The sequence below is a fragment of the Methylosinus sporium genome (assembly GCF_003113265.1).
Taxonomy (GTDB): domain Bacteria; phylum Pseudomonadota; class Alphaproteobacteria; order Rhizobiales; family Beijerinckiaceae; genus Methylosinus; species Methylosinus sporium.
Window position 1 is genome coordinate 1 of sequence record NZ_PUIV01000010.1, and the last position, 18,816, is coordinate 18,816.

Consider the following 18,816-nt stretch of genomic DNA (forward strand, 5'->3'; position numbering starts at 1 on the left):
GGGGAAGGGGAATTTTGGCCTCCCGAATATCCTTCAAGTGCAAGTTAGGAACACCAATGCCTTTCAGGGCGCCATCGAATTGCTTCTTACAGGATGGCGAGTTCAATGCCGCAAGCAAAAATTGCGGCAAGAGGGAAGAGCCGGCCCGCAGCAGCGCGAGACTAACATAGATGTCGAAAACCAAATCTCTGTCTACAAGAGCGGCAACGCCAGTCGTGCCGTTCTTGGCCAGCAGAACGTCATTGAGCCTAGGCGATATGCGTTTCTGTAACTCCATGTGTAGGGAATCTGGGATAAATTTTATATTGTCCCAATCAACTACACCGGACACTACATTACGAGCCGAGAGAAAAATCGTTCCTTTAGCGGCGTAGGTGGGAGTGTAGTGGGTTCCGTCCGTAATGAGTTCGCAGGCGCTGGAGAGCTTTACATGCGGATGCGAATTATCCTCGCCGACTGCTGCGAGGAAGAGCATCTGAGAAAGCTTCTCTAGCCGCCCCAACGCCTCCCGCCGCTTGCGCCGCAGGTCGTCGGCCTGATCGAGGATCGCCGCGATCCGCCGCTGCTCGTCGAGGGGCGGCAGCGGGACGGCAAGCTCGCCGAGAAACTGTTTCGGAACACGCCGTTGACCGGCGCTCCCGGTCATTCGCCTTTCGCCGGCTGTTCTGATTTGGTCCTGGCGCAAAAAGTGAACGAGAAAGCGTGCCTCTAACTTCTCTTTGCGCGGGCGAATGACATGGAACTCCGTCGAGCCATATCCATGCGGACGATCCAATGACGCCACGGCGATCTTATTGTTCTCGAAACAAGGTGTGATCTTCGCCACCAATACGTCGCCGGTTCGCATATAACTGTAGCCAGACTTGAGGTCGGCGACTCTCGCGTGTTCAGTCACGTGCATCACGCCGAGTTCGGAAACAGCGGCCATGGGCACGAATGAGACTTCCTCGTCGGCTGCCAGAGCAGGCGCGGGCGGATTGAATTCCGCCACCTCGCTGAGCGCGATCGATTTGACGTTCACCCCACCATCTCCTCGAGCCGCGTCATCCCCTCCGCAATCTCCGCCTCGAGCCGCCGCAGATCGGCGATTATCGCCGCCGGGCTCTCGTGCTCCACCTCCTCATGCTCCACCTCGCGATAGCGATTGAGCGAGAGGTCATAGCCCGCCGCCGCAATATCCGCCTTGGGCACGCAAAAGCTCTGCGCCGTGCGCGGGCGCTCGCGCTCGGCGGCGCCCCGCTCCTCGAAGCGCATCAGCACGTCGGGAAGATTGTTCTTCTGCTCCTCGCTCTCCTCGAGCGCCGCCTCCGGCGTCGGCCCGAGCTTCTCGGAGGAAAGCAGCGGCTGGCGCTTGTCGTCGAGCGACCAGCCGTCCGCCTGCACGTCATAGAACCACACATGATCCGTGCCGCCGACGCCGGTGCGGGTGAAGACGAGGATCGCCGTTGAGACGCCCGCATAAGGCCGGAAAACGCCAGACGGCAGCTTCACCACCGCCTCGAGCTTGTTCTCCTCGACCAGCAGGCGGCGCAAATCCTTATGCGCCTTGGAGGAGCCGAACAGCACGCCGTCCGGCACGATGACCGCCGCGCGCCCGCCGGTCTTCAAGAGCCGCAGGAACAGCGCCAGGAACAAGAGCTCGGTCTTCTTGGTCTTGACGATGCGCTGCAAATCCTTGGCCGTCGTCTCATAATCGAGCGAGCCGGCGAAGGGCGGATTGGCGAGCACCAGCGAATAGCGCCCGGCGTCCTCGGAATGATCCTCGGCGAGCGAATCGCGATAGGCGACATTGGCGTTCTCGACGCCATGCAGCGCCATGTTCATCGCGCCGATGCGCAGCATGGTGGGATCGAAATCGAAGCCGTTGAACAGCTTTTCGTGAAAATGCGCGCGCAGCTTCTCGTCGCGGAAGAGATCCTTGTGTTTGTCGCGCAAATATTCGCCGGCGGCGACGAGAAAGCCGCAGGTGCCGGCGGCGGGATCGCAGATCGTATCCTCGGGTTTGGGCTGCGTCAGCTCCACCATCAGCGCGATGATGTGGCGCGGCGTGCGGAACTGGCCGTTCTGTCCGGCGGAGGCGATTTTCGCCAGCATATATTCATAGACGTCGCCCTTGGTGTCGCGATCGCCCATGTCGATCTGCGAGAGCTTGTCGACGACCTTGGCGAGAAGCTGCGGGCTGGGGATTTGAAAGCGCGCGTCGCGCATGTGCCGCGCATAGGCGCCGCCGTCGCCGTTGAGCGAGCGGATGAAGGGAAACACATGCTCGTCGACGATGCGGAACATTTCCGGCCCGGCGAAATGCTTGAAGCGGGACCAGCGCAGATTTTCGTAGGGCTCGTCGCGGGCGTCCGCGCCCTCCGGGAAGATGCGCCGCTCGAGCGGGCGTTTCAGCGTCGTCGCCTTGCGCTCCTCGAGCTCCTGCATCTCGTCGAGGCGCTTGATGAAGATGAGAAAAGTGATCTGTTCGATGACCTGAAGCGGATTGGCGAGGCCGCCGGACCAGAAATCATTCCAGACGCCATCGATCTTGCCGCGTAATTCGCCTGTCAGCATATCTCCCCCCGAAAGCGGCGGCAGAGTAGCCGGCCGTCCCGCGCCGAGCAATCGGCTCTCCTCGCGCGCGCGATTGCCCATGTATCCCGGGCAAAAGCATCTCGGGCAAAACCCGTCGCCGGTCTGCGCTCCTCGCGCCCGAGCGTCACATCGGGGAGATTTCTTTGGCGGCGACGGCGTAAAGGACATTCGTCTCGATCGAAGTCGCGCCGCTCGCGCGCAGAAGAGACAGATTTGTCTCTCGGACCCGCGAAAAAGTTTGGGGATCGAGCTGTGCGAGCGTCCCGCGATAGCCGCTGCCCATAGCGATCGCCCACCAATCGTCCGGCGACTGGAGGGGGTGACGTCCTGCTTCCGCCACTATGTCGGCGCCGCTCACGCCAGCCTCGGCCAGCATTTCGCGCAGGCCCGTCGGTTGGGAAATGCGGTCCCAGGGGTTGAAGCCCCGGTAGAGATCGGGTCGCTCCTGCCGTATCGCGCTCCAGAAGGCGCCGTTCGCAGGCTCGAACAGGTTTGGGCCCCAGGTGGTGATGGCGAGCCGGCCGCCCGGACGCACCATGCGCCACAGCTCCCGAACCGCCGCGGTCATATCGGGCACGAAAAAGACGCCGAACACGCAAATCACCGCATCGAATGCGTCGTCCGGATAGCCGAGGGCGAGCATGTCGGCGACGCGGAACTCGATCGTGTCGAGGCCTTTGCTCTGCGCTTTCGACGCGGCCAATGCGATCAAGCGTTCAGCGAGATCGACGGCGATCACTCTGCCCTTCGGCCCGACGCGCTCGGCGGCCGGCAAAGCCGAGCCGCCGCTGCCGCAGCAGACGTCGAGCACGCATTCGCCGGGACGAAGATCTACGCGATCGACGGTCTCTCGTCCGAAGCGATGCCAGAACGAGCTGACGGGGTGGTCGAAATAGTCGGCGGCGGCATTGTAGGCGGCGGCGGCTTTCGCCTTTGCTACTTCTAATTCGTTCATCCGATTTCCCCGATCTCGCTATGCGCCGCTCACGCGCGCGAGGACGCGCCGGCGTTCTCGTACCATGTCCGCGACCGGCGGACGATATGGACGACGGAGAGCATGACCGGCACCTCGACCAGCACGCCGACGACGGTCGCGAGCGCCGCGCCCGATTGGAAACCGAACAAAGCGATCGCCGTCGCGACGGCGAGCTCGAAGAAATTGCTGGCCCCGATCAGCGCCGAAGGCCCGGCGACGCACCATTCGACGCCGAGGCGGCGATTGAGGAGATAGGCGAGGCCGGCGTTGAAATAGACCTGGATCAGGATCGGCGTCGCCAGGAGCGCGATGACCAGCGGCTGTCGCATGATCTCTTCGCCCTGCAGGCCGAACAGAATGACGAGCGTGAGCAGCAGCGCGACGAGCGAAAGCGGGCCGAGCACGCGCAGCGTCGCGGCCAGCGCCGCCGCGCCGCCCTTCGCCAACAGCGCGCGTCGCCAAAGCTGCGATGCGATGACCGGCGCGACGATATAGAGGCCGACCGACAGAAGCAGCGTGCCCCATGGCACGGTGATGGACGACAGGCCGAGCAGCAGAGCGACGAGCGGCGCAAAAGCGACGATCATGATCGTGTCGTTGAGCGCGACTTGCGACAAAGTGAAATGCGGCTCGCCATCGACGAGATTGGACCACACGAACACCATGGCCGTGCAGGGCGCCGCCGCCAGCAGAATGAGGCCGGCGATATAGGCGTCGATCTGATCGGCCGGAAGAAAGGGCCGGAACAGATGCGCGATGAACAGCCAGCCGAGCAGAGCCATGGAGAAGGGTTTCACCAGCCAATTGATGCCGACGGTCACAGCGATGCCGCGCCAATGCTCGCGCACCTGCGCCAGCGCGGCGAGGTCGATCTTCAGCAGCATGGGGATGATCATCAGCCACACCAGCGCCGCGACCGGGAGATTCACTTGCGCGACCGTCGCCTCTCCAATGGCGTGAAAAACGACGGGCGCCGCCTGGCCGAGCGCGATGCCGACGATGATGCAGAGCGCGACCCACAGGGTCAGATAGCGCTCGAAAACGCCCATGGCGGGCGCGGCGGATGCTTTGCTTCGATCCGGCTCCATGGCGGCCGGAGTTGCGCGCAGTTCCATCGGTTTTCCTTTCGGTGAAATATCAGGCGGCTTCGACGGCGCGGCCCGCCAATTCCAGAAGGCGAGAAACGCCGACCGGCTCTTCCTTCAGCAGCGGGACGATCGCATAGCGCCGCGCATGAGTGGCGGCGACGGCGTCGATCTCGCGTATCTCATTGCGCGCGCGCTGACGGAGCAGCGGCGAATGCGGGCGCGCGGCGGCCACGCTATTGTTGATGATCCACGCCCAAGGCTCGATTCCGGCGCGCCGCAAATCGGCCTGAAGGCCGGCCGCCTCCAGAACGGGCGTCGTCTCGGCGAGCGTCGCCAGCAGAACTTTGGTCTGCTTGGGATTCTGCAATTGCATCATCGGCGTCGTGTAATGCGCGCCTTTGGCGTCCAATTGGCGCGCGACCTCGCGATGATAGGCGCCGGTCGCGTCCAGCAGCAGAAGGGTATGGCCGGTCGGCGCCGTGTCCATCACGACGAAACTCTCGCCCGCCTCGCGGATAATGCGCGAGAAGGCCTGAAACACGGCGATCTCCTCGGTGCAGGGCGAGCGCAAATCTTCTTCCAGCAGCGCGCGGCCGGCGGCGTCCAGCTCGGCGCCCTTGGCGGCCAATATCTCGCGACGATAGCGCTCCGTTTCGGCGTGCGGATCGATGCGGCTCACTTTCAGATGCTCCAATGATCCATGCAGCGTTTCCGAAAGATGCGCGGCCGGATCGGAGGTGGTGAGATGCACGGGCAGTCCGCGGCGCGCGAGCTCCACGGCGACGGCGGCCGCCAGAGTCGTCTTGCCGACGCCGCCCTTGCCCATCAGCATCACGAGGCCATGACCGTCCGCCGCTATTGCGTCGACCAGCTCCGATAGGCTCGGCGCGTCGAGCGCGATCGGCTCGTCCTCGCTCGCGTTCGCCGGCGACGGCGTCGCGCCGAGCAATTGCCGCAAGGCGTCCAGGCCGACGAGATTGAACGGCCTGAGCGCGACGCGATCACAGGGCAAAGCGGCGAGCTCGGCGGGAAGCGCGCGCAACGCCGCCTGCTCGCGCTCATAGATGGCGGCGGCGAGCGAATCCTGCTTCGCCTCCTCTTCCGGCAGCAAGCCATTGATGACGAGATATTGCTGCGCGATGCCGATCGCCGCCAGCTCCTTATGCGTGCGGGCGATTTCGTTCAGCGCCGATCGCTGCGCGCGGGCGACCAGCACGAGGCGCGTGCGCTCGGCGTCGGCCAGCGCCTCGACGGCGCGGCCATATTGCGCGCGTTGCTTGTCCAGCCCCGCCAGCGGCCCGAGGCAAGAGGCGTCGCCCTTGCCGGATTCGAGAAAGCCGCTCCAGGCGCCCGGCAATTGCAGCAGGCGGATCGTATGCCCCGTCGGCGCTGTGTCGAAGACGATGTGATCGTAATTCGCGGTGAGCGCGGAATCGACCAGCAGCGCGGTGAATTCATCGAAGGCGGCGATCTCCGTCGTGCAGGCGCCCGATAGCTGCTCCTCGATCCCCTTCACCACAGCGTCCGGAAGCAGGCCGCGCACCGGGCCGACAATGCGGTCGCGATAGGCCTGCGCAGCGGCCTGCGGGTCGATCTCCAGCGCCGACAGGCCCGGCGCGCCAGGAATGTCGGTGATCCGATTGCCGATGATCGTTCCGAACACTTGCGCCACATTGGACGCCGGATCGGTGCTGACCAGCAGCACGCGCCGCCCGGCCTCGGCGAGCGCGATCGCCGTCGCGCAGGCGATCGATGTTTTGCCGACCCCGCCCTTGCCGGTGAAGAACAGGAAGCGCGGCGGCTGCTCGAGGAATTTCATCACGGGCCTTCAGCAACTGCCGCCGCCGCAGCATCCGCTGTGCTTCGGCTCCGTCGCGGTCTCGACGAGGCCGGCCCAGCGGGCAAGCTCGCTGCGGCTCGGATAGCGCCCGGCGAGAGCGACCTCGCCCGCGACGAGCACCAGAGGCAGCGCCTCCTGCCCAGAACGCTCCAGAAAGGCTTTGACGATCGCATTCTCGGCGAAGGCGAGCGGCTGCTGCGCCAAATTGAATCGCTCGATGCGAGCGCCGTTCTGCTTGGCCCAATCGACATCGGCGGCAAAGCTCACCAGCGCCTGATCGACCTCGGTTCCGCACACGCCGGTGCTGCAACAGAGCGCCGGGTCATAGATTTCGATCGCCGTCATATCCGTCTCCCTCGATTGTTATGCCGTCGCCACGCGCCGGCCGGCGGAATCGACGATGAGCTCGCCGTCCTCCTTGTAAAAGGCGCCGCGCTGCGGCAGCGGCAGAATGTCCAGAACCGCCTCCGACGGACGGCACAGCTTCACGCCCATGGAGGTGACGACGATCGGCCGATTGATGAGGATCGGATGCGCCATCATCGCGTCGAGCAATTGCTCGTCGGTCAGCGTCGGATCGCCGAGGCCGAGTTCGTGATAGGGCGTCCCTTTTTCCCGCAGCAGCGCCCGCGTCGATATTCCCATTCGCGCGATGAGCTGCTCGAGCAGCGCGCGCGTCGGCGGCGTCTTCAAATATTCGATCACATGCGGCTCTATCCCGGCGTTGCGGATGAGGCCGAGCGTGTTGCGCGAGGTTCCGCAATCGGGATTGTGATAGATGATCACATCGGGCGCGCTCATGCGGGCTCCTTCGCGCCGCAGCACGGCGCCTTTGCGGGAAGGTCCGGCTTCGGCGGACAGCATTCGCCTTGCGGCGTCGTCGGCGTGCAACAGGCGCCAGCCTCGCCCTTCAGCGCGTCCAGCGCCGGATCGCCGCCATAAACCGGGCTTTCTCCGGTCGTGAGAAACGTCTCCCACATCAGCCCTTGCGGATCGGCGATCCAGGATTTTTCCGACTTCGCATAGCAGCAGGTGGTCGCGCCCTCTTCATAGACGCGCCCGCCGGCCTGCTTCAGGCGGCCATAAACGTCGTGCAGCTCGTCCGTGGTTTCGACCTGAATGCCGAGATGCTCCAATCCGAGGCTCGACCCGCCTCGCGCCGAAATAGCGAAATTCACGCGCGGATCGTCGAGCATCCATTTGGCGTAATCGGGCTTCTCGACTGTCGGCGCGGCGCCGAACAGCGCGCTGTAGAAATGGATGGATCGGGGCAGGTCATCGACGGACACATGCAGATGCAGGCGCTTCATGGAACCCTCTCGGTCTGGCAGGTCGTATCGGCTTCCGTGACGCAGCAAGCGGCGGCGTCGCCCTTGCAGCAATTCTCCGTCAGATAGGCGAGCAGCGCATTCATGACGGGATAGGCGGCCGAATAGATCAGCGAGCGGCCGTCCCGACGGAACGTCACGAGATCGGCGTGCTTGAGCTGATTGAGGTGGAAAGACAGCGTCGTCGCAGGAAGCCCGAGCCGCTCGCTGATTTTTCCGGCGGGAAGCCCCTTGGGGCCCGCTTGCATCAGCAGCCGGAAAATATCGAGGCGGGACTCGTGAGCGAGCGCGACGAGGGCCGCGATGGCGTTGTTCTTTTCCATAGTTCCAGTATATTTGAAATATCCGTTTAGTCAAGGGACTGGCTTGTCGTGCTTCCGGGTTGCGGAAGTGGAATCTCGGACCTATGCACATCGCAGTGAACGTCGCGTGGCATATACCGCGCAACGCCGCGAGAAAAAGTGAGGAGCACGCGTGCGGGACAACAAAGCGGCGACGTTCGGCGGCGGAGCGATCATCGGAACGCTCGGCGGACTGATCGGGTTGGGCGGCGCTGAATTCCGTCTGCCATTACTGATTGGCGCATTCGAGTTCGGCGCGCTCGAAGCGGTCATCGTCAATAAAGCGACGAGTCTTGTCGTTGTCGCCTCGGCCTTGCCGTTTCGGGCGTCGGCCGTGTCGCTGGGCGACGTCGCCGCTCAATGGCCGGTTATTCTCAATCTGCTGGCAGGAAGTCTCCTCGGCGCATGGATCGGGGCGGGATGGGCGACGCGCCTCAAATCGGCGACGCTCTACCGCGTGATTGCTCTGCTGCTGGTGGGCATAGCCGCCCTGCTGGTGTTCGGCCATGACCAGCATGCGAGCGGACTCGCGAGCGGCAGTCTCCAATTCGTTGCGGGAGTTGCGGCGGGCTTCATCATCGGGCTCGTCGCCTCGCTTCTCGGCGTTGCGGGAGGAGAACTGCTTATCCCGACCCTAGTTTTGCTGTTTGGCGTGGATATCAAGCTCGCGGGCAGCCTCTCGCTCGCGATCAGTCTGCCGACGATGATCGTTGGCTTCGCCCGTTACAGCCGCGATCGTAGTTTCGCGGTGTTACGACAAAATCAATCCTTTGTCGTCGTCATGGCGCTCGGCTCGATCGTCGGTACATTCATTGGCGGACGTCTGCTCGGCATGGCGCCGAGCGCAATTTTGCTGCCGCTTCTGGCTGCGATCCTCATCGTTTCCGCCATCAAGATCTGGCGACATGAATGAGGAGGCAGAGCCTAATCAGGCTTCGCTCCGACATCCAACATATCGAGCACTGGGCATGGCGGGGCAGGATCGCCGGAACAACGGCCGATCGTCTCGCCGAGAATGTGCTCGAGCTTCGTGAGGTCGGCGAGCTTCGTCCGCACGTCGTCGAGATGGACCCTCGCAATTTCTCGAACTTCGGCGCAGGAAGCACGAGTCGGCTCGGCGAGAGCGAGAAGGGCGCGAATTTCCTCGATGCTGAAACCGAGCTCGCGGGCGCGGCGGATAAAGGCGAGCCTTCGAATATGCGCCGCGTCATAGGCGCGATGTCCGCTCGCTGTCCGTGCCGGCGGGAGCATGAGATCGATACGCTCATAATAGCGCACGGTCTCGAGGTTGACGCCCGCCGCCGCCGCGAGCCGACCGATCGTCAATGGCCGCATGGAATTTCTCTTGCACCCGTAGCCGCTACGGGTTGCAGGATAGCCCAACCATGAAGGAAGGGCGAGCCATGACCGTGGACGATGCTGCTGACGAGATGACTTCACCGTCAACCTCTCCTCCCGCCATGCCGGCCACTTCGAAGTGGCTCGCCTCATTGGGGCTCGTCGCGGGTCTCGGCGCTGTCGTCGCCTCCTCGTGCTGTGTCATTCCGCTCGGACTCGCCGCGGCAGGCGCGGGCGCGAGCGTTCTCGCCGGCATCGAGATGGTCGCCGAGTCGCGCGTCCCGTTTCTGGTCGTCAGCGCCTTGGCCATTGCCGGGGGATTGGGCGCTTGGTGGTGGAAGCGTCCGGCTCCTTGCGTTTCGCGTGTGGGCTGCGCCTCGCCGGAGCGATCCCGCGCGACGCTGGCGCTGCTGCTGCTCGCCTCTCTCATCGTGGCGCTGGCTGCGAGCTGGCGCCACATAGATCCTTTGCTGCTGAAGTTCTTCTGGGGGCGGTGAATGCAACTCGACTCGACGATAACCTGCCCGATTTGCGGCGGTCAGGCGACTGAGACGATGCCGACCGACGCCTGCCAGTTCCTCTATGCGTGCAAGGGATGCGGGGCCGTGCTCAAGCCGAAGGCCGGGGATTGTTGTGTCTTCTGCTCTTACGGCGACGCGCCATGCCCGCCGATTCAGGAGGCGAACGCGCATGGTCGAGCCGCCGGATGTTGTTCCGGCGCATAGCGCCGCCGCCGTTCACATAATCGCGCACATTCGGAAGCGCGCAAGATTTTCACCGCTGGCGTGTCACGGAATCTCGAACCCACCCAACACCGACGTTCATTCCGCCATCCACCCCACCTATCCCTCACGCAGCATTATTCACCGCCAGTTCCGTCGCCCCCTCCATCGTCGCAATATCGGCGAGACGGCTCTTCAGCGCCGCCCGGTCCAGCGACTCGAAGGGCAGATTGACGAAGGCCGTCAGCCTCGCGCCGAGGCGCCGATAGGCTTCCATGAAGGCGGCGCGTTTCTGCGCGTCGTCGCCCTTCGCCATCGCCGGATCGGCGACGCCCCAATGCGCCAGCAGCGCGTTGCGCGGCCAGGGGCCGCAGGGCTGCTCGCAAATGTCGTCACAGAGGGTGATGACAAAGTCCATTCGTGGCGCGTCGGGCTTCGTAAACTCCTTCCAGCTCTTGGAGCGAAACTCTCGCGTGTCGTAGCCGAGCGACGACAGCAGTTCCACGCCGACCGGATCGGGCCGCTCGGCGGGCCTGCTGCCGGCCGAAAAAGCGCGGAAGCGGTCGCCGCCCTCGCGGTTCAGAATCGCCTCCGCCAGAATGGAGCGCGCGGCGTTGCCGGAGCAGAGAAACAAAACATTGCGGACCCGCTTGCTCGCCGATTTCGGACGCTTCTGCGGAAAGGCGGGCGCCGCGAGAGTGAGATCATCGAGCGATGCTCCGAGATCGGTCAGCATCGTCGTGAGCACATGGCCCAATTTGCTGGAATTGGCGGCGTAGATCACCGAACGCCCCTCGCGTCGTCCGAGGACGAGTCCGGCGCGTTCGAGATGGGCGATATGGGTCGAGAGCGTATTGTGCGGCACGGCCAGAAGGCGGGCGATGTCGCCCGCAGGCAGTCCATAGGGAAGATAGCGCAGCAGCAGACGATAGGCCTCGAGGCGCGTCGTCTGCGCCAAGGCCTCGAAAATACCGACGATCTCGGCTGCGGCGATCCGATCTTCCGTCATTTGTCCCTCGCCTCCTTGGACCGTCAGCGGCCCTTTGGCGAGAATAGTCGAATTCTCGACGCGTCACTACCTGTCGACAAGCGGTCCTGGAGCGGATCGCATCGAGCGCCTGCCGGAGGCGGATCCGCGGCGGCCGTCGCGGCTGCGGCTTCCTCGGCCAGCTCGCGCGCCGCCTCACGGCAGGCGCGCCAGAGCCGCGAGGCTTCGCGGAAGGCTTCCTCATGCTCGAATCTCATCCCGCGCCACTGCTGCAGCTCGACGAGATGGGCGCGGGTCGCTTCGCCCGAATGCATGCGGACGACCCATGAAAGAGCCTCGCACAGCAACGGGTCCAAATCGGGAGTCGGATCGTCCGGTTCCATCAGATCGCAAGTCCGGCGTTTCGAGCATGACCCGAGCCATCCGCCTCCGAGCGCGACGCGCTCAGGGGGCGTCGACAGGCTTCGCCTTGCCGATCTCCTCGAGCCGCCTCTGCAAGGAGAGCTTGTCGAGGCCCTTCATCGGAAGGGAGGCGAAGATCGAGATGCGGTTGTTGAGCATACGGAACGCATCGGCGAAGGCCAGATGCTTCTCGATCTCGGTCCCTTCGACAGCGGCAGGGTCGGGCAAACCCCAATGCGCCGTCATCGGCTGGCCCGGCCAATAGGGGCACTCTTCCTTCGCGGCGTCGTCGCAGACGGTGAAGACGAAATCGAGCGGCGGAGCGCCGGGCTCGGCAAATTCGCTCCAGCTTTTGGAGCGATAACCATCCGCTTTGAAGCCGGACTTCTCCAACACCGCCACCGTGTACGGATTGACCTCGCCTTTTGGCCTAGAGCCCGCGCTATAGGCTTTGAAGCGACCGGCGCCCACGCGATCGAGGATCGCCTCGGCGATGATCGAGCGCGCGGAATTGCCGGTGCAGAGAAAAAGCACATTATAGACCCTGTCTTCCATCATTGGCGTCCCTCTGGGTGATGTTCCGTTATGTCTGGACCTATCGACATATCAATATAGCGCTCGTCGCTTCTTCTGCAAAGCAGAGATCGGGCTTCGACGCCGATTTTTGACGCCGCGCCGCCGCCCTCGCGTCGAGCGCGCCTCCTTACCGCTCAGCGAAGGGGTAACTGCACAAAGGAATTGCGGCTCGCCCTCGCCGCCGCCGCAGCTGCGGCGCTGGCCGATTACCCCGGCATGGCGTTCACGCGCGACCAGATTTCGGATGTGGCCCATGCGGCGCGATATCGACAGCCACAGCCGCGACATTCGCGCGAAATTCGGCGCTCTCGCCTGCGACAATGCGATCGATACGGCGCGTGGCGTCGACTTCCGCATCGGTCGAGGGGGGCGCGTGATCGATCGAGCGCCGAATATGGAAGTCCCGCGCAGATTGCCGTAGTTGCGCGGACTGCCCGGCAGCTCGGCGCTGGCGATGGCGAGCTGCGTCGCGATGAGCGTCAGCGGATCGTAGGAGCTCGCGCCCTCCACGGTTCGCACGTCGTCATGCGTGTAATCGGCGATGACGCTCCAATTATCGTCTATGCGGCCTCTGAGATCGAATTCGAATCCCAGGCTGCGCGCCGTCATGCGAGAAAAGATCACAGTCGGCGAAACGTCGTTCCGCAGGGCCTATTTGCGGGCGGTCGTCGAGGTCGACGACCACGTCATCCGCATTCACGGCTCGAAAACCAGCCTCGAACAGGCCGTCGTCTCCGGCGGAGAACAAATCGGCAATGGCGTTCGCGGTTTTATACGCAAATGGCGCTCCCTAGGGGACTCGAACCCCTGTTTTCGCCGTGAGAGGGCGACGTCCTGGGCCACTAGACGAAGGGAGCGGACGAGGGCGTCTATAGACTGCTCCGGTCGGTCGAGCAAGAGGTTATCCGAACGCGATTATCCGAATGCCGTCGTATCGACGCCGCCCCGCCGATGGCCGGCGGGGCGGCGGGCCGCTTCAGCCTTCGTAATAATCCTTCACCAGACGGTCCAGCAGCCGCACGCCCCAGCCGGACGCCCAGCTCTGGTTGATGTCCGAAGCCGGCGAGCCCATGCCCGTGCCGGCGATGTCGAGATGCGCCCAGGGCGTCTTGTCGACGAATCGCTCCAGAAATTGCGCCGCCGTGATCGAGCCGGCGTGACGGCCGCCCGTGTTCTTCATATCGGCGAATTTCGAATCGACCAGCTTGTCATAGGCCGGGCCCATCGGCAGACGCCAGAGCTTCTCGCCGGTCGCCTTGCCGGCCTCGAGGATGCGGCCCGCCAGCTCGTCATTGTTGGAGAAGAGCCCGGCGTGCTCCTGCCCCAGCGCCACCAGAATGGCGCCGGTCAGCGTCGCCAGATCGATGATGAAGGCCGGCTTGTATGTCTCCTTCACATGCCAGAGCGCGTCGGCGAGCACGAGCCGGCCTTCCGCGTCGGTGTTGATGATCTCGATCGTCTGGCCGGAGAGCGAGGTGACGATGTCGCCCGGCCGCTGCGCCTCGCCCGAAGGCATGTTCTCGACGAGGCCGAGCACGCCGATCACATTGGCCTTGGCCTTGCGCATCGCCAGCGCATGGAGAAGCCCGGTCACGGCGGCGGCGCCGGCCATGTCGCCCTTCATATCCTCCATGCTGGCCGCCGGCTTTATGGAGATGCCGCCGGTGTCGAAGCAGACGCCCTTGCCCACGAAGGCGATGGGCTGCGCGCCGGGGGCGCCGCCGTTCCAGCGCAGAATCACGACGCGGCTCGGATGGACCGAGCCCTGGCCGACGCCGAGAAGCGCGCGGAAGCCGAGCGATTCCAGCGCCGGAACGTCGAGAATCTCCACCTCCACGCCGAGCGCCGCGAGCTTGGCGGCGCGGCGGGCGAACTCCTCGGGATAGAGGACATTGGCGGGTTCGTTGACGAGATCGCGGGCGATGACGACGCCCTCCGCGAGGCCGAGCGACTGCCCGACCGCGCCGCGCGCGGCGTCGGGGTCGGCGACCGCCAGAGCGATGTCGCTCGCGCCCTCGCGCTCGGAATCGTCTTTCTTCTTCTTGGTGCGGTAGAGGTCGAATTTATAGGCGCGCAGCTCGGCGCCGAGCGCGAATTGGCCGGCCGCGGCGGCGGGATCGGCCGGCGCCTCGGGCGGATCGAAGACGACGAGCGCAGTCTGGCCCTGGCCGAGCTTGGCCGCCGTCTGGCCGCCGAGGCCGAGGAAATCGTCGAAAATCTCCGCCCTGTCGGAGCCTTCGCCCTCCGCGGCGGAGCCGACGCCGATGACGAGCAGACGGCCGACCGACGGTAGCCCCTGAGGCGCATAGAGATCGAGCGAAGTTCCGCGTTTGCCGGTGAATTTCGCGGCGGCGGCGGCGCGGGTCACTTGCGGGAGCGCCTCTTTGAGAATCGTCTCCGATTCGGAGCCGAAACGGAGCTTGGCGCCGGCGAAGGCGATGAGGACGAGAGGTCTGCCGCCGGCCTCTGGAGACGCCGCGAGACGCCGCTCCGCCTCGCCGAAAGACACGGTCTCGATTTTCACATAGGCGGACATTTTTGAACCTCTCATAGGGAAAACAGGCGTTTGCCGCGGCCACGCGGCAGTGTTGACGCACTATCGTCCCGACGCCGCCAAGGGTCAACGCTCGTCGCGCCGGACAGGAGCGGGAACGGCGCTCCGCCGGCGCGGCAATGTCGTTCTCTTGTGGACGGCGCGGGCTTTGCTTCTTATGTGTCGCAGCCTCGGGCGGCGCGCGCCGCCCGAGGAAGAAAGGTCGCATCCTTGAGCCGATCCATCGCCGCCCGGCCGGAGGCCGGCGCGCCCGCATTTTCCGTGCTGGGCGCGATCAGCTTCTGCCATTTCCTGAACGATATGATGCAGTCGCTGCTGCCCGCGGTCTATCCGCTGCTGAAAGGCGGGTTCGATCTCGATTTCGGGCAGATCGGCCTGCTGAGCTTCACCTATCAGGTCACCGCATCTCTGCTGCAGCCGCTGGTCGGCCTCTACACCGACCGCCGCCCGCAAGCCTATTCGCTGGTCGTCGGCATGGGCTCGACCTTGTGCGGGCTGCTGGCGCTCGCCTTCGCGCCCAGCTATCCGGCGCTGCTGGCGGCGGCGATGCTGCTCGGAATCGGCTCCTCCATCTTCCATCCCGAATCCTCGCGCATCGCCCGCATCGCCTCGGGAGGCGCGCATGGCCTCGCCCAATCGCTGTTCCAGGTCGGCGGCAATTTCGGCTCGTCGCTCGGGCCGCTGCTCGCCGCCTTCTTCATTTTGCCGCGCGGGCAGGCCAGCCTCGCCTGGTTCGCGCTCGTCGCGCTCGGCGGCATGGGCGTGGTGACGGCGCTCGGCCATTGGTTCCGCAGCAATGGCCATGCGCGGGCGCCGTCCCGCATCGCTCCGCCTGTGGACACGGGCCTTTCCCTCGGCCAGCGGCGCCGCGCGCTCGCGGTGCTCGTCGCGCTGATGTTCTCGAAATTCGTCTATCTGGCCGCGCTCGGCAATTATTATGTCTTCTATCTGATGAGCCGCTTCGGCTCGACGCAGGAGGATGCGCAAATCTATTTGTTCGTTTTCCTCGCCACTTCCGCCGGCGGCACGGTCATCGGCGGCGCGCTCGGCGATCGGCTCGGCCGCAAGCGCGTGATCTGGGCGTCGATCCTCGGCGTGCTGCCCTTCACGCTCGCTCTGCCCTATGTCGGCCTTCCAGCGACGATCGGCCTCAGTGCGATCATCGGCTTCATGCTGTCCTCGGCCTTTCCGGCGATCCTCGTCTATGCGCAGGAGTTGACCCCCAATCGCATCGGCGCGGTCTCCGGCCTGTTCTTCGGCTTCGCCTTCGGCATGAGCGGCGTCGGCGCGGCGGCGCTGGGCGAATTGGCCGATCGGACGAGCATAGAATTCGTCTACCTTCTCTGCTCCTTCCTGCCGCTGATCGGATTGCTCGCCGTCTTCCTGCCCTCGGGCGACGCGGCGTCTCGCCGATCCTAGCGAAACGATTCTAGAGTGGTTTTCGAGTGGGAATCGGTTCGCGTGAAGAAAACCGACCGAACAAGGATATTCAGAGTCATTCCGGTCGCGGCGGCGATCGTCGACCGACCGTTTCGAACGGCGCGCGACGAATCTCGTCGGCGAGGTCGGCGAGATCGATGAATTCATCGGCCTGACGCCGCAAATCTTCCGCGATGATCGGCGGCCGCGTTCGGATCGTCGAAGCGACGGATACGCGCACGCCTTTGCGCTGGACCGCCTCAATGAGCGGTCGGAAAGCGCCATTGCCGGAAACCAATGTCATCGCCTCGACATGCTCCGCCATCGCCAGAGCGGCGACCGCGAGATCGACGTCTATGCTGCCTATGTTTCTGCGGCGACCGAAGACGTCGACCGATTGCGCGACCGGCTTGGCGACGACGACATATCCATTATAGGCGAGCCAATCGGTCAGCCGGCTCGCGCTCCCGTCGGATTGCGCCTCTGTCGACGCCGCATAATAGAAGACCTTCGCCGCAGGCGAACCGCCGCGCAACAGGCGCAGCAGACGCGCATAGTCGAGATCGATGCCGAGACATCCGACGGCGAAATGCAGATTGGCGCCGTCGATGAATATCGCGCTTCGATCGCAAGATCGCATTTTCTCTCTCATATTCGCAAAGCGCGTCGGGCGCCGCCGGCCACTCGAACGGCGGCGTCAAAACAGCTCGAAGATCAGAATTCCGAGCATCGCCACGAAACCCACGAGATCGACGATGACGAGTCCATTGCCCAAGAATCGGAGAATTTCGGCGGCCGTTTCGATATGCGGCTGGATCATCATGATCACGGACAGATTCATGGAGGCTCCTCTCGTGGCGCAGTCTCATACGGCGCGAAGCTGGTCGGTCATGGCGGCGGAGCCCGGCTCGGAAATTGCGCCGGGCATTCGCGCTGGATAGGCGTCGGTCCATATGAGATCGAAGAGCGCCTGCGCGGAATCGTCCCAAGTGATGTGAGACGCTCGGACGCTCGTCGACGCCTCGCGCGACAGACGCAGAATCTCGCCGGCGAGAGCGACCGGGTCGAGAAGATCGAAATAACGGACATCGGCGCCGCCGATCTCGTGAAACACGGGAATGTCGGAGGCGATGACCGGAAGGCCGCGGCGGCCGGCTTCGACGAGCGGAAGGCCGAATCCTTCGACCGTCGACGGAAAGATCAATCCGCGCGCGCGCTCGTAGCGGAGGCGCAGATCCGCGTCGCTCGCATCCTTCAGCCAGAAGAGACGGCGGCCGAATTCGGGATGATTTGTGATCTCTCGCTGCAGAGCCTCGCTCTGCCAGCCCGCGTGGCCGACGATCACATAGCGCGCGTCGACGACATTGGCGCGCCAGAGAATATCGAAAGCCTCCAGCGCGATCGGATAGGCTTTGCGCGGCTCGAGCGTGCCGACGCTCAAAAAGATCGGCGTCGCGCCCGCCATTATGTCGCTCGCCTCGGCCGAGACGCGCGCGTCGGTCTGCTCGTCGAAATCGGCGCCGAGCCGCCACCAGCCGATGCGCAAATCGGGCTTTGTCCGGCTGCCTTCGCGCGTGACATAGGAAACGAGATCGTCGGCGGCGCTTCGCGAGACGCATAGGATTCGATCGCTCTTCAAGACGACGGCTTCGAACCAATGCTCGAATTTTTCGGTCATCGGCGCCGAGACGCTGAGCGGCTGCGTCAGAGGAATGAGATCATGGACCAAGGTGACGAGCTGTCCGCCGGCGGCCGTCAATCTCTCGATGATTGGAACATATTCGTCGGTCGCCAGCCAGCTCGCGTCGAAAATCAGCAATTTGTCGCCCTTGCGAAACGCGATCGGCGGATGCGGCTTCTGCGCTGCGAAATAAGGCGCGAGCCTGCCGTTTTCGATCACCACCGGCAATGAGCCGTCGCTGCGGAGCGATCGTTTGGCGATCTCGCGAACGACGCGCTGAATTCCCTGGTTGCCGCCATATCGATAGGTCGGCGTCACATCGATGAAGAGACGCGGCGTCGCGGCGCCGAGAATGGCGCTGGTGGGATCCTCGCCGCGCAGCGACGGCGGCAGCGGCGGACGCGGCGGATGCGGGATGCGCGCGCGCGTGCCGTCGTGCAGATGCGCGAAACCCAAGAGACGCGCCGTGGTCCAATAGAATTCCTTGATCTTCAGATAGCAATGCGCCGTCACCGGATCGATGGCGCCGGCGACGCGCTGTCGGTGCAGCTCGAGATGCTCTTTTTGAATTTGCGTCGCCAGATAGAGCGCTATTCTCGTCGCGTCGTCCTGCGGCGGCTCGACGCCGACGGCGGGCGCAAAAGATCGTCCATCGTTCAGAAGATCCGGCGTCGTATGCATGTTCATGGCTCGAGAAGTCCCGAATGCTCTGGAGCGCGACGCTCAATCGCGCATCCTCTTTGCGATCGCGGCGAGCCGTTCGGCGGTCGACAGCGCGCGATCCCCGCCCCATCGCTAGGCGTGGGAAATTATCCCACGTAGTGTGCGAACAAAAACTCCTGCTGTCAAGTCCACGTGGGATTGTGTCCCACGCAGGGGCGGGCTAGAGTGCTTTCGAGCGAAGTGGGAACCGGTTCGCGTGAAGAAAACACGACAGAACAAGGAGACCGAGAGTCGTTCCGGTTCGATCTGAACCGGAACGACTC

22 protein-coding genes and 1 tRNA gene are annotated in these 18,816 nt (G+C 64.2%); 4 read left to right on the plus strand and 19 right to left on the minus strand.

Features of this window, described 5'->3' with window-relative positions; genetic code table 11:
• From C5689_RS08700 to C5689_RS08740, 9 genes are all read right to left on the minus strand, one after another.
• Window positions 1-1,021: restriction endonuclease subunit S (locus C5689_RS08700; protein WP_108916888.1), on the minus strand; the 1,021-nt coding region annotated here is incomplete at its 3' end.
• Window positions 1,018-2,556: a type I restriction-modification system subunit M gene (locus C5689_RS08705; RefSeq protein ID WP_108916966.1), complete on the minus strand. Its 1,539-nt coding sequence runs from the start codon at window positions 2,554-2,556 to the stop codon at window positions 1,018-1,020. The genes C5689_RS08700 and C5689_RS08705, both read right to left, overlap by 4 nt.
• A 145-nt stretch (window positions 2,557-2,701) precedes the next feature.
• Complete coding sequence (locus tag C5689_RS08710; RefSeq protein ID WP_108916889.1) at window positions 2,702-3,532, minus strand: class I SAM-dependent methyltransferase; 831 nt, start codon at window positions 3,530-3,532, stop codon at window positions 2,702-2,704.
• A 29-nt stretch (window positions 3,533-3,561) separates the two neighbouring features.
• Window positions 3,562-4,602 (minus strand): ACR3 family arsenite efflux transporter, encoded by a 1,041-nt coding sequence (gene arsB / locus C5689_RS08715; RefSeq protein ID WP_108916967.1) that lies wholly within the window; start codon window positions 4,600-4,602, stop codon window positions 3,562-3,564.
• An 88-nt stretch (window positions 4,603-4,690) separates the two neighbouring features.
• Window positions 4,691-6,460, minus strand: a complete 1,770-nt coding sequence (arsA, locus tag C5689_RS08720) for an arsenical pump-driving ATPase (RefSeq protein ID WP_108916890.1) — start codon at window positions 6,458-6,460, stop codon at window positions 4,691-4,693.
• 9 nt (window positions 6,461-6,469) lie between these two features.
• Window positions 6,470-6,826, minus strand: coding sequence for an arsenite efflux transporter metallochaperone ArsD (gene arsD, locus C5689_RS08725; RefSeq protein ID WP_108916891.1), 357 nt, complete (start codon window positions 6,824-6,826; stop codon window positions 6,470-6,472).
• Window positions 6,827-6,844: 18 nt separating this feature from the next.
• Window positions 6,845-7,282, minus strand: a complete 438-nt coding sequence (arsC, locus tag C5689_RS08730) for an arsenate reductase (glutaredoxin) (RefSeq protein ID WP_108916968.1) — start codon at window positions 7,280-7,282, stop codon at window positions 6,845-6,847.
• Window positions 7,279-7,791, minus strand: a complete 513-nt coding sequence (locus C5689_RS08735) for an ArsI/CadI family heavy metal resistance metalloenzyme (RefSeq protein WP_108916892.1) — start codon at window positions 7,789-7,791, stop codon at window positions 7,279-7,281. The genes arsC and C5689_RS08735 overlap by 4 nt, the downstream gene beginning before the upstream one ends.
• Entirely contained in the window at window positions 7,788-8,132 is a 345-nt protein-coding gene (locus C5689_RS08740) for an ArsR/SmtB family transcription factor (protein ID WP_108916893.1), read from the minus strand. The genes C5689_RS08735 and C5689_RS08740 overlap by 4 nt, the downstream gene beginning before the upstream one ends.
• A 151-nt stretch (window positions 8,133-8,283) precedes the next feature.
• Between C5689_RS08740 and C5689_RS08745 the strand changes: the two genes are divergently transcribed.
• Window positions 8,284-9,063, plus strand: a complete 780-nt coding sequence (locus C5689_RS08745; RefSeq protein WP_108916894.1) for a sulfite exporter TauE/SafE family protein — start codon at window positions 8,284-8,286, stop codon at window positions 9,061-9,063.
• An 11-nt stretch (window positions 9,064-9,074) separates the two neighbouring features.
• On the opposite strand, the gene C5689_RS08750 is transcribed toward C5689_RS08745, so the two are convergent.
• Window positions 9,075-9,485, minus strand: coding sequence for a MerR family transcriptional regulator (locus tag C5689_RS08750; RefSeq protein ID WP_108916895.1), 411 nt, complete (start codon window positions 9,483-9,485; stop codon window positions 9,075-9,077).
• Window positions 9,486-9,553: 68 nt separating this feature from the next.
• Between C5689_RS08750 and C5689_RS08755 the strand changes: the two genes are divergently transcribed.
• Window positions 9,554-9,985: a mercury transporter MerT gene (locus tag C5689_RS08755; RefSeq protein WP_108916896.1), complete on the plus strand. Its 432-nt coding sequence runs from the start codon at window positions 9,554-9,556 to the stop codon at window positions 9,983-9,985.
• Window positions 9,986-10,213 carry a GDCCVxC domain-containing (seleno)protein gene (locus C5689_RS18840; RefSeq protein ID WP_108916897.1) on the plus strand — a complete coding sequence of 76 codons (228 nt, stop codon included), beginning with the start codon at window positions 9,986-9,988 and terminating at the stop codon, window positions 10,211-10,213. It begins immediately after the preceding gene.
• A 124-nt stretch (window positions 10,214-10,337) separates the two neighbouring features.
• Here C5689_RS18840 and C5689_RS08765 read toward each other — a convergent pair whose 3' ends face one another.
• From C5689_RS08765 to C5689_RS08790, 6 genes are all read right to left on the minus strand, one after another.
• The gene (locus C5689_RS08765; protein WP_108916898.1) at window positions 10,338-11,219 is read right to left on the minus strand and encodes an arsenate reductase/protein-tyrosine-phosphatase family protein; all 882 of its coding nucleotides are present in this window, start codon (window positions 11,217-11,219) and stop codon (window positions 10,338-10,340) included.
• A 23-nt stretch (window positions 11,220-11,242) separates the two neighbouring features.
• The gene (locus C5689_RS19115; RefSeq protein WP_108916899.1) at window positions 11,243-11,581 is read right to left on the minus strand and encodes a FecR/PupR family sigma factor regulator; all 339 of its coding nucleotides are present in this window, start codon (window positions 11,579-11,581) and stop codon (window positions 11,243-11,245) included.
• Between the two features lie 61 nt (window positions 11,582-11,642).
• Window positions 11,643-12,155 carry an arsenate reductase ArsC gene (locus C5689_RS08775; RefSeq protein WP_108916969.1) on the minus strand — a complete coding sequence of 171 codons (513 nt, stop codon included), beginning with the start codon at window positions 12,153-12,155 and terminating at the stop codon, window positions 11,643-11,645.
• Between the two features lie 51 nt (window positions 12,156-12,206).
• Window positions 12,207-12,800, minus strand: coding sequence for a hypothetical protein (locus tag C5689_RS18845; RefSeq protein ID WP_244594647.1), 594 nt, complete (start codon window positions 12,798-12,800; stop codon window positions 12,207-12,209).
• Window positions 12,801-12,957: 157 nt separating this feature from the next.
• Window positions 12,958-13,033: transfer RNA gene (locus C5689_RS08785), tRNA-Glu, on the minus strand.
• 119 nt (window positions 13,034-13,152) lie between these two features.
• A complete protein-coding gene (locus tag C5689_RS08790; protein ID WP_108916900.1) occupies window positions 13,153-14,712 on the minus strand; it encodes a leucyl aminopeptidase in 1,560 nt (519 codons plus the stop codon).
• A gap of 228 nt (window positions 14,713-14,940) precedes the next feature.
• Here C5689_RS08790 and C5689_RS08795 point away from each other — a divergent pair, with 228 nt between their 5' ends.
• Window positions 14,941-16,149 (plus strand): MFS transporter, encoded by a 1,209-nt coding sequence (locus tag C5689_RS08795; RefSeq protein WP_108916970.1) that lies wholly within the window; start codon window positions 14,941-14,943, stop codon window positions 16,147-16,149.
• 76 nt (window positions 16,150-16,225) lie between these two features.
• Here C5689_RS08795 and C5689_RS08800 read toward each other — a convergent pair whose 3' ends face one another.
• Genes C5689_RS08800 through C5689_RS08805 form a run of 3 tightly spaced genes read right to left on the minus strand, consistent with a single transcriptional unit; the run spans window position 16,226 to window position 18,517 of the window.
• Window positions 16,226-16,789: a LabA-like NYN domain-containing protein gene (locus tag C5689_RS08800; RefSeq protein ID WP_108916971.1), complete on the minus strand. Its 564-nt coding sequence runs from the start codon at window positions 16,787-16,789 to the stop codon at window positions 16,226-16,228.
• A gap of 57 nt (window positions 16,790-16,846) precedes the next feature.
• Complete coding sequence (locus C5689_RS18400) at window positions 16,847-16,990, minus strand: hypothetical protein (RefSeq protein ID WP_158271793.1); 144 nt, start codon at window positions 16,988-16,990, stop codon at window positions 16,847-16,849.
• A gap of 24 nt (window positions 16,991-17,014) precedes the next feature.
• Window positions 17,015-18,517 carry a glycosyltransferase family 4 protein gene (locus tag C5689_RS08805; protein ID WP_244594641.1) on the minus strand — a complete coding sequence of 501 codons (1,503 nt, stop codon included), beginning with the start codon at window positions 18,515-18,517 and terminating at the stop codon, window positions 17,015-17,017.
• Window positions 18,518-18,816: the final 299 nt, after the last annotated feature.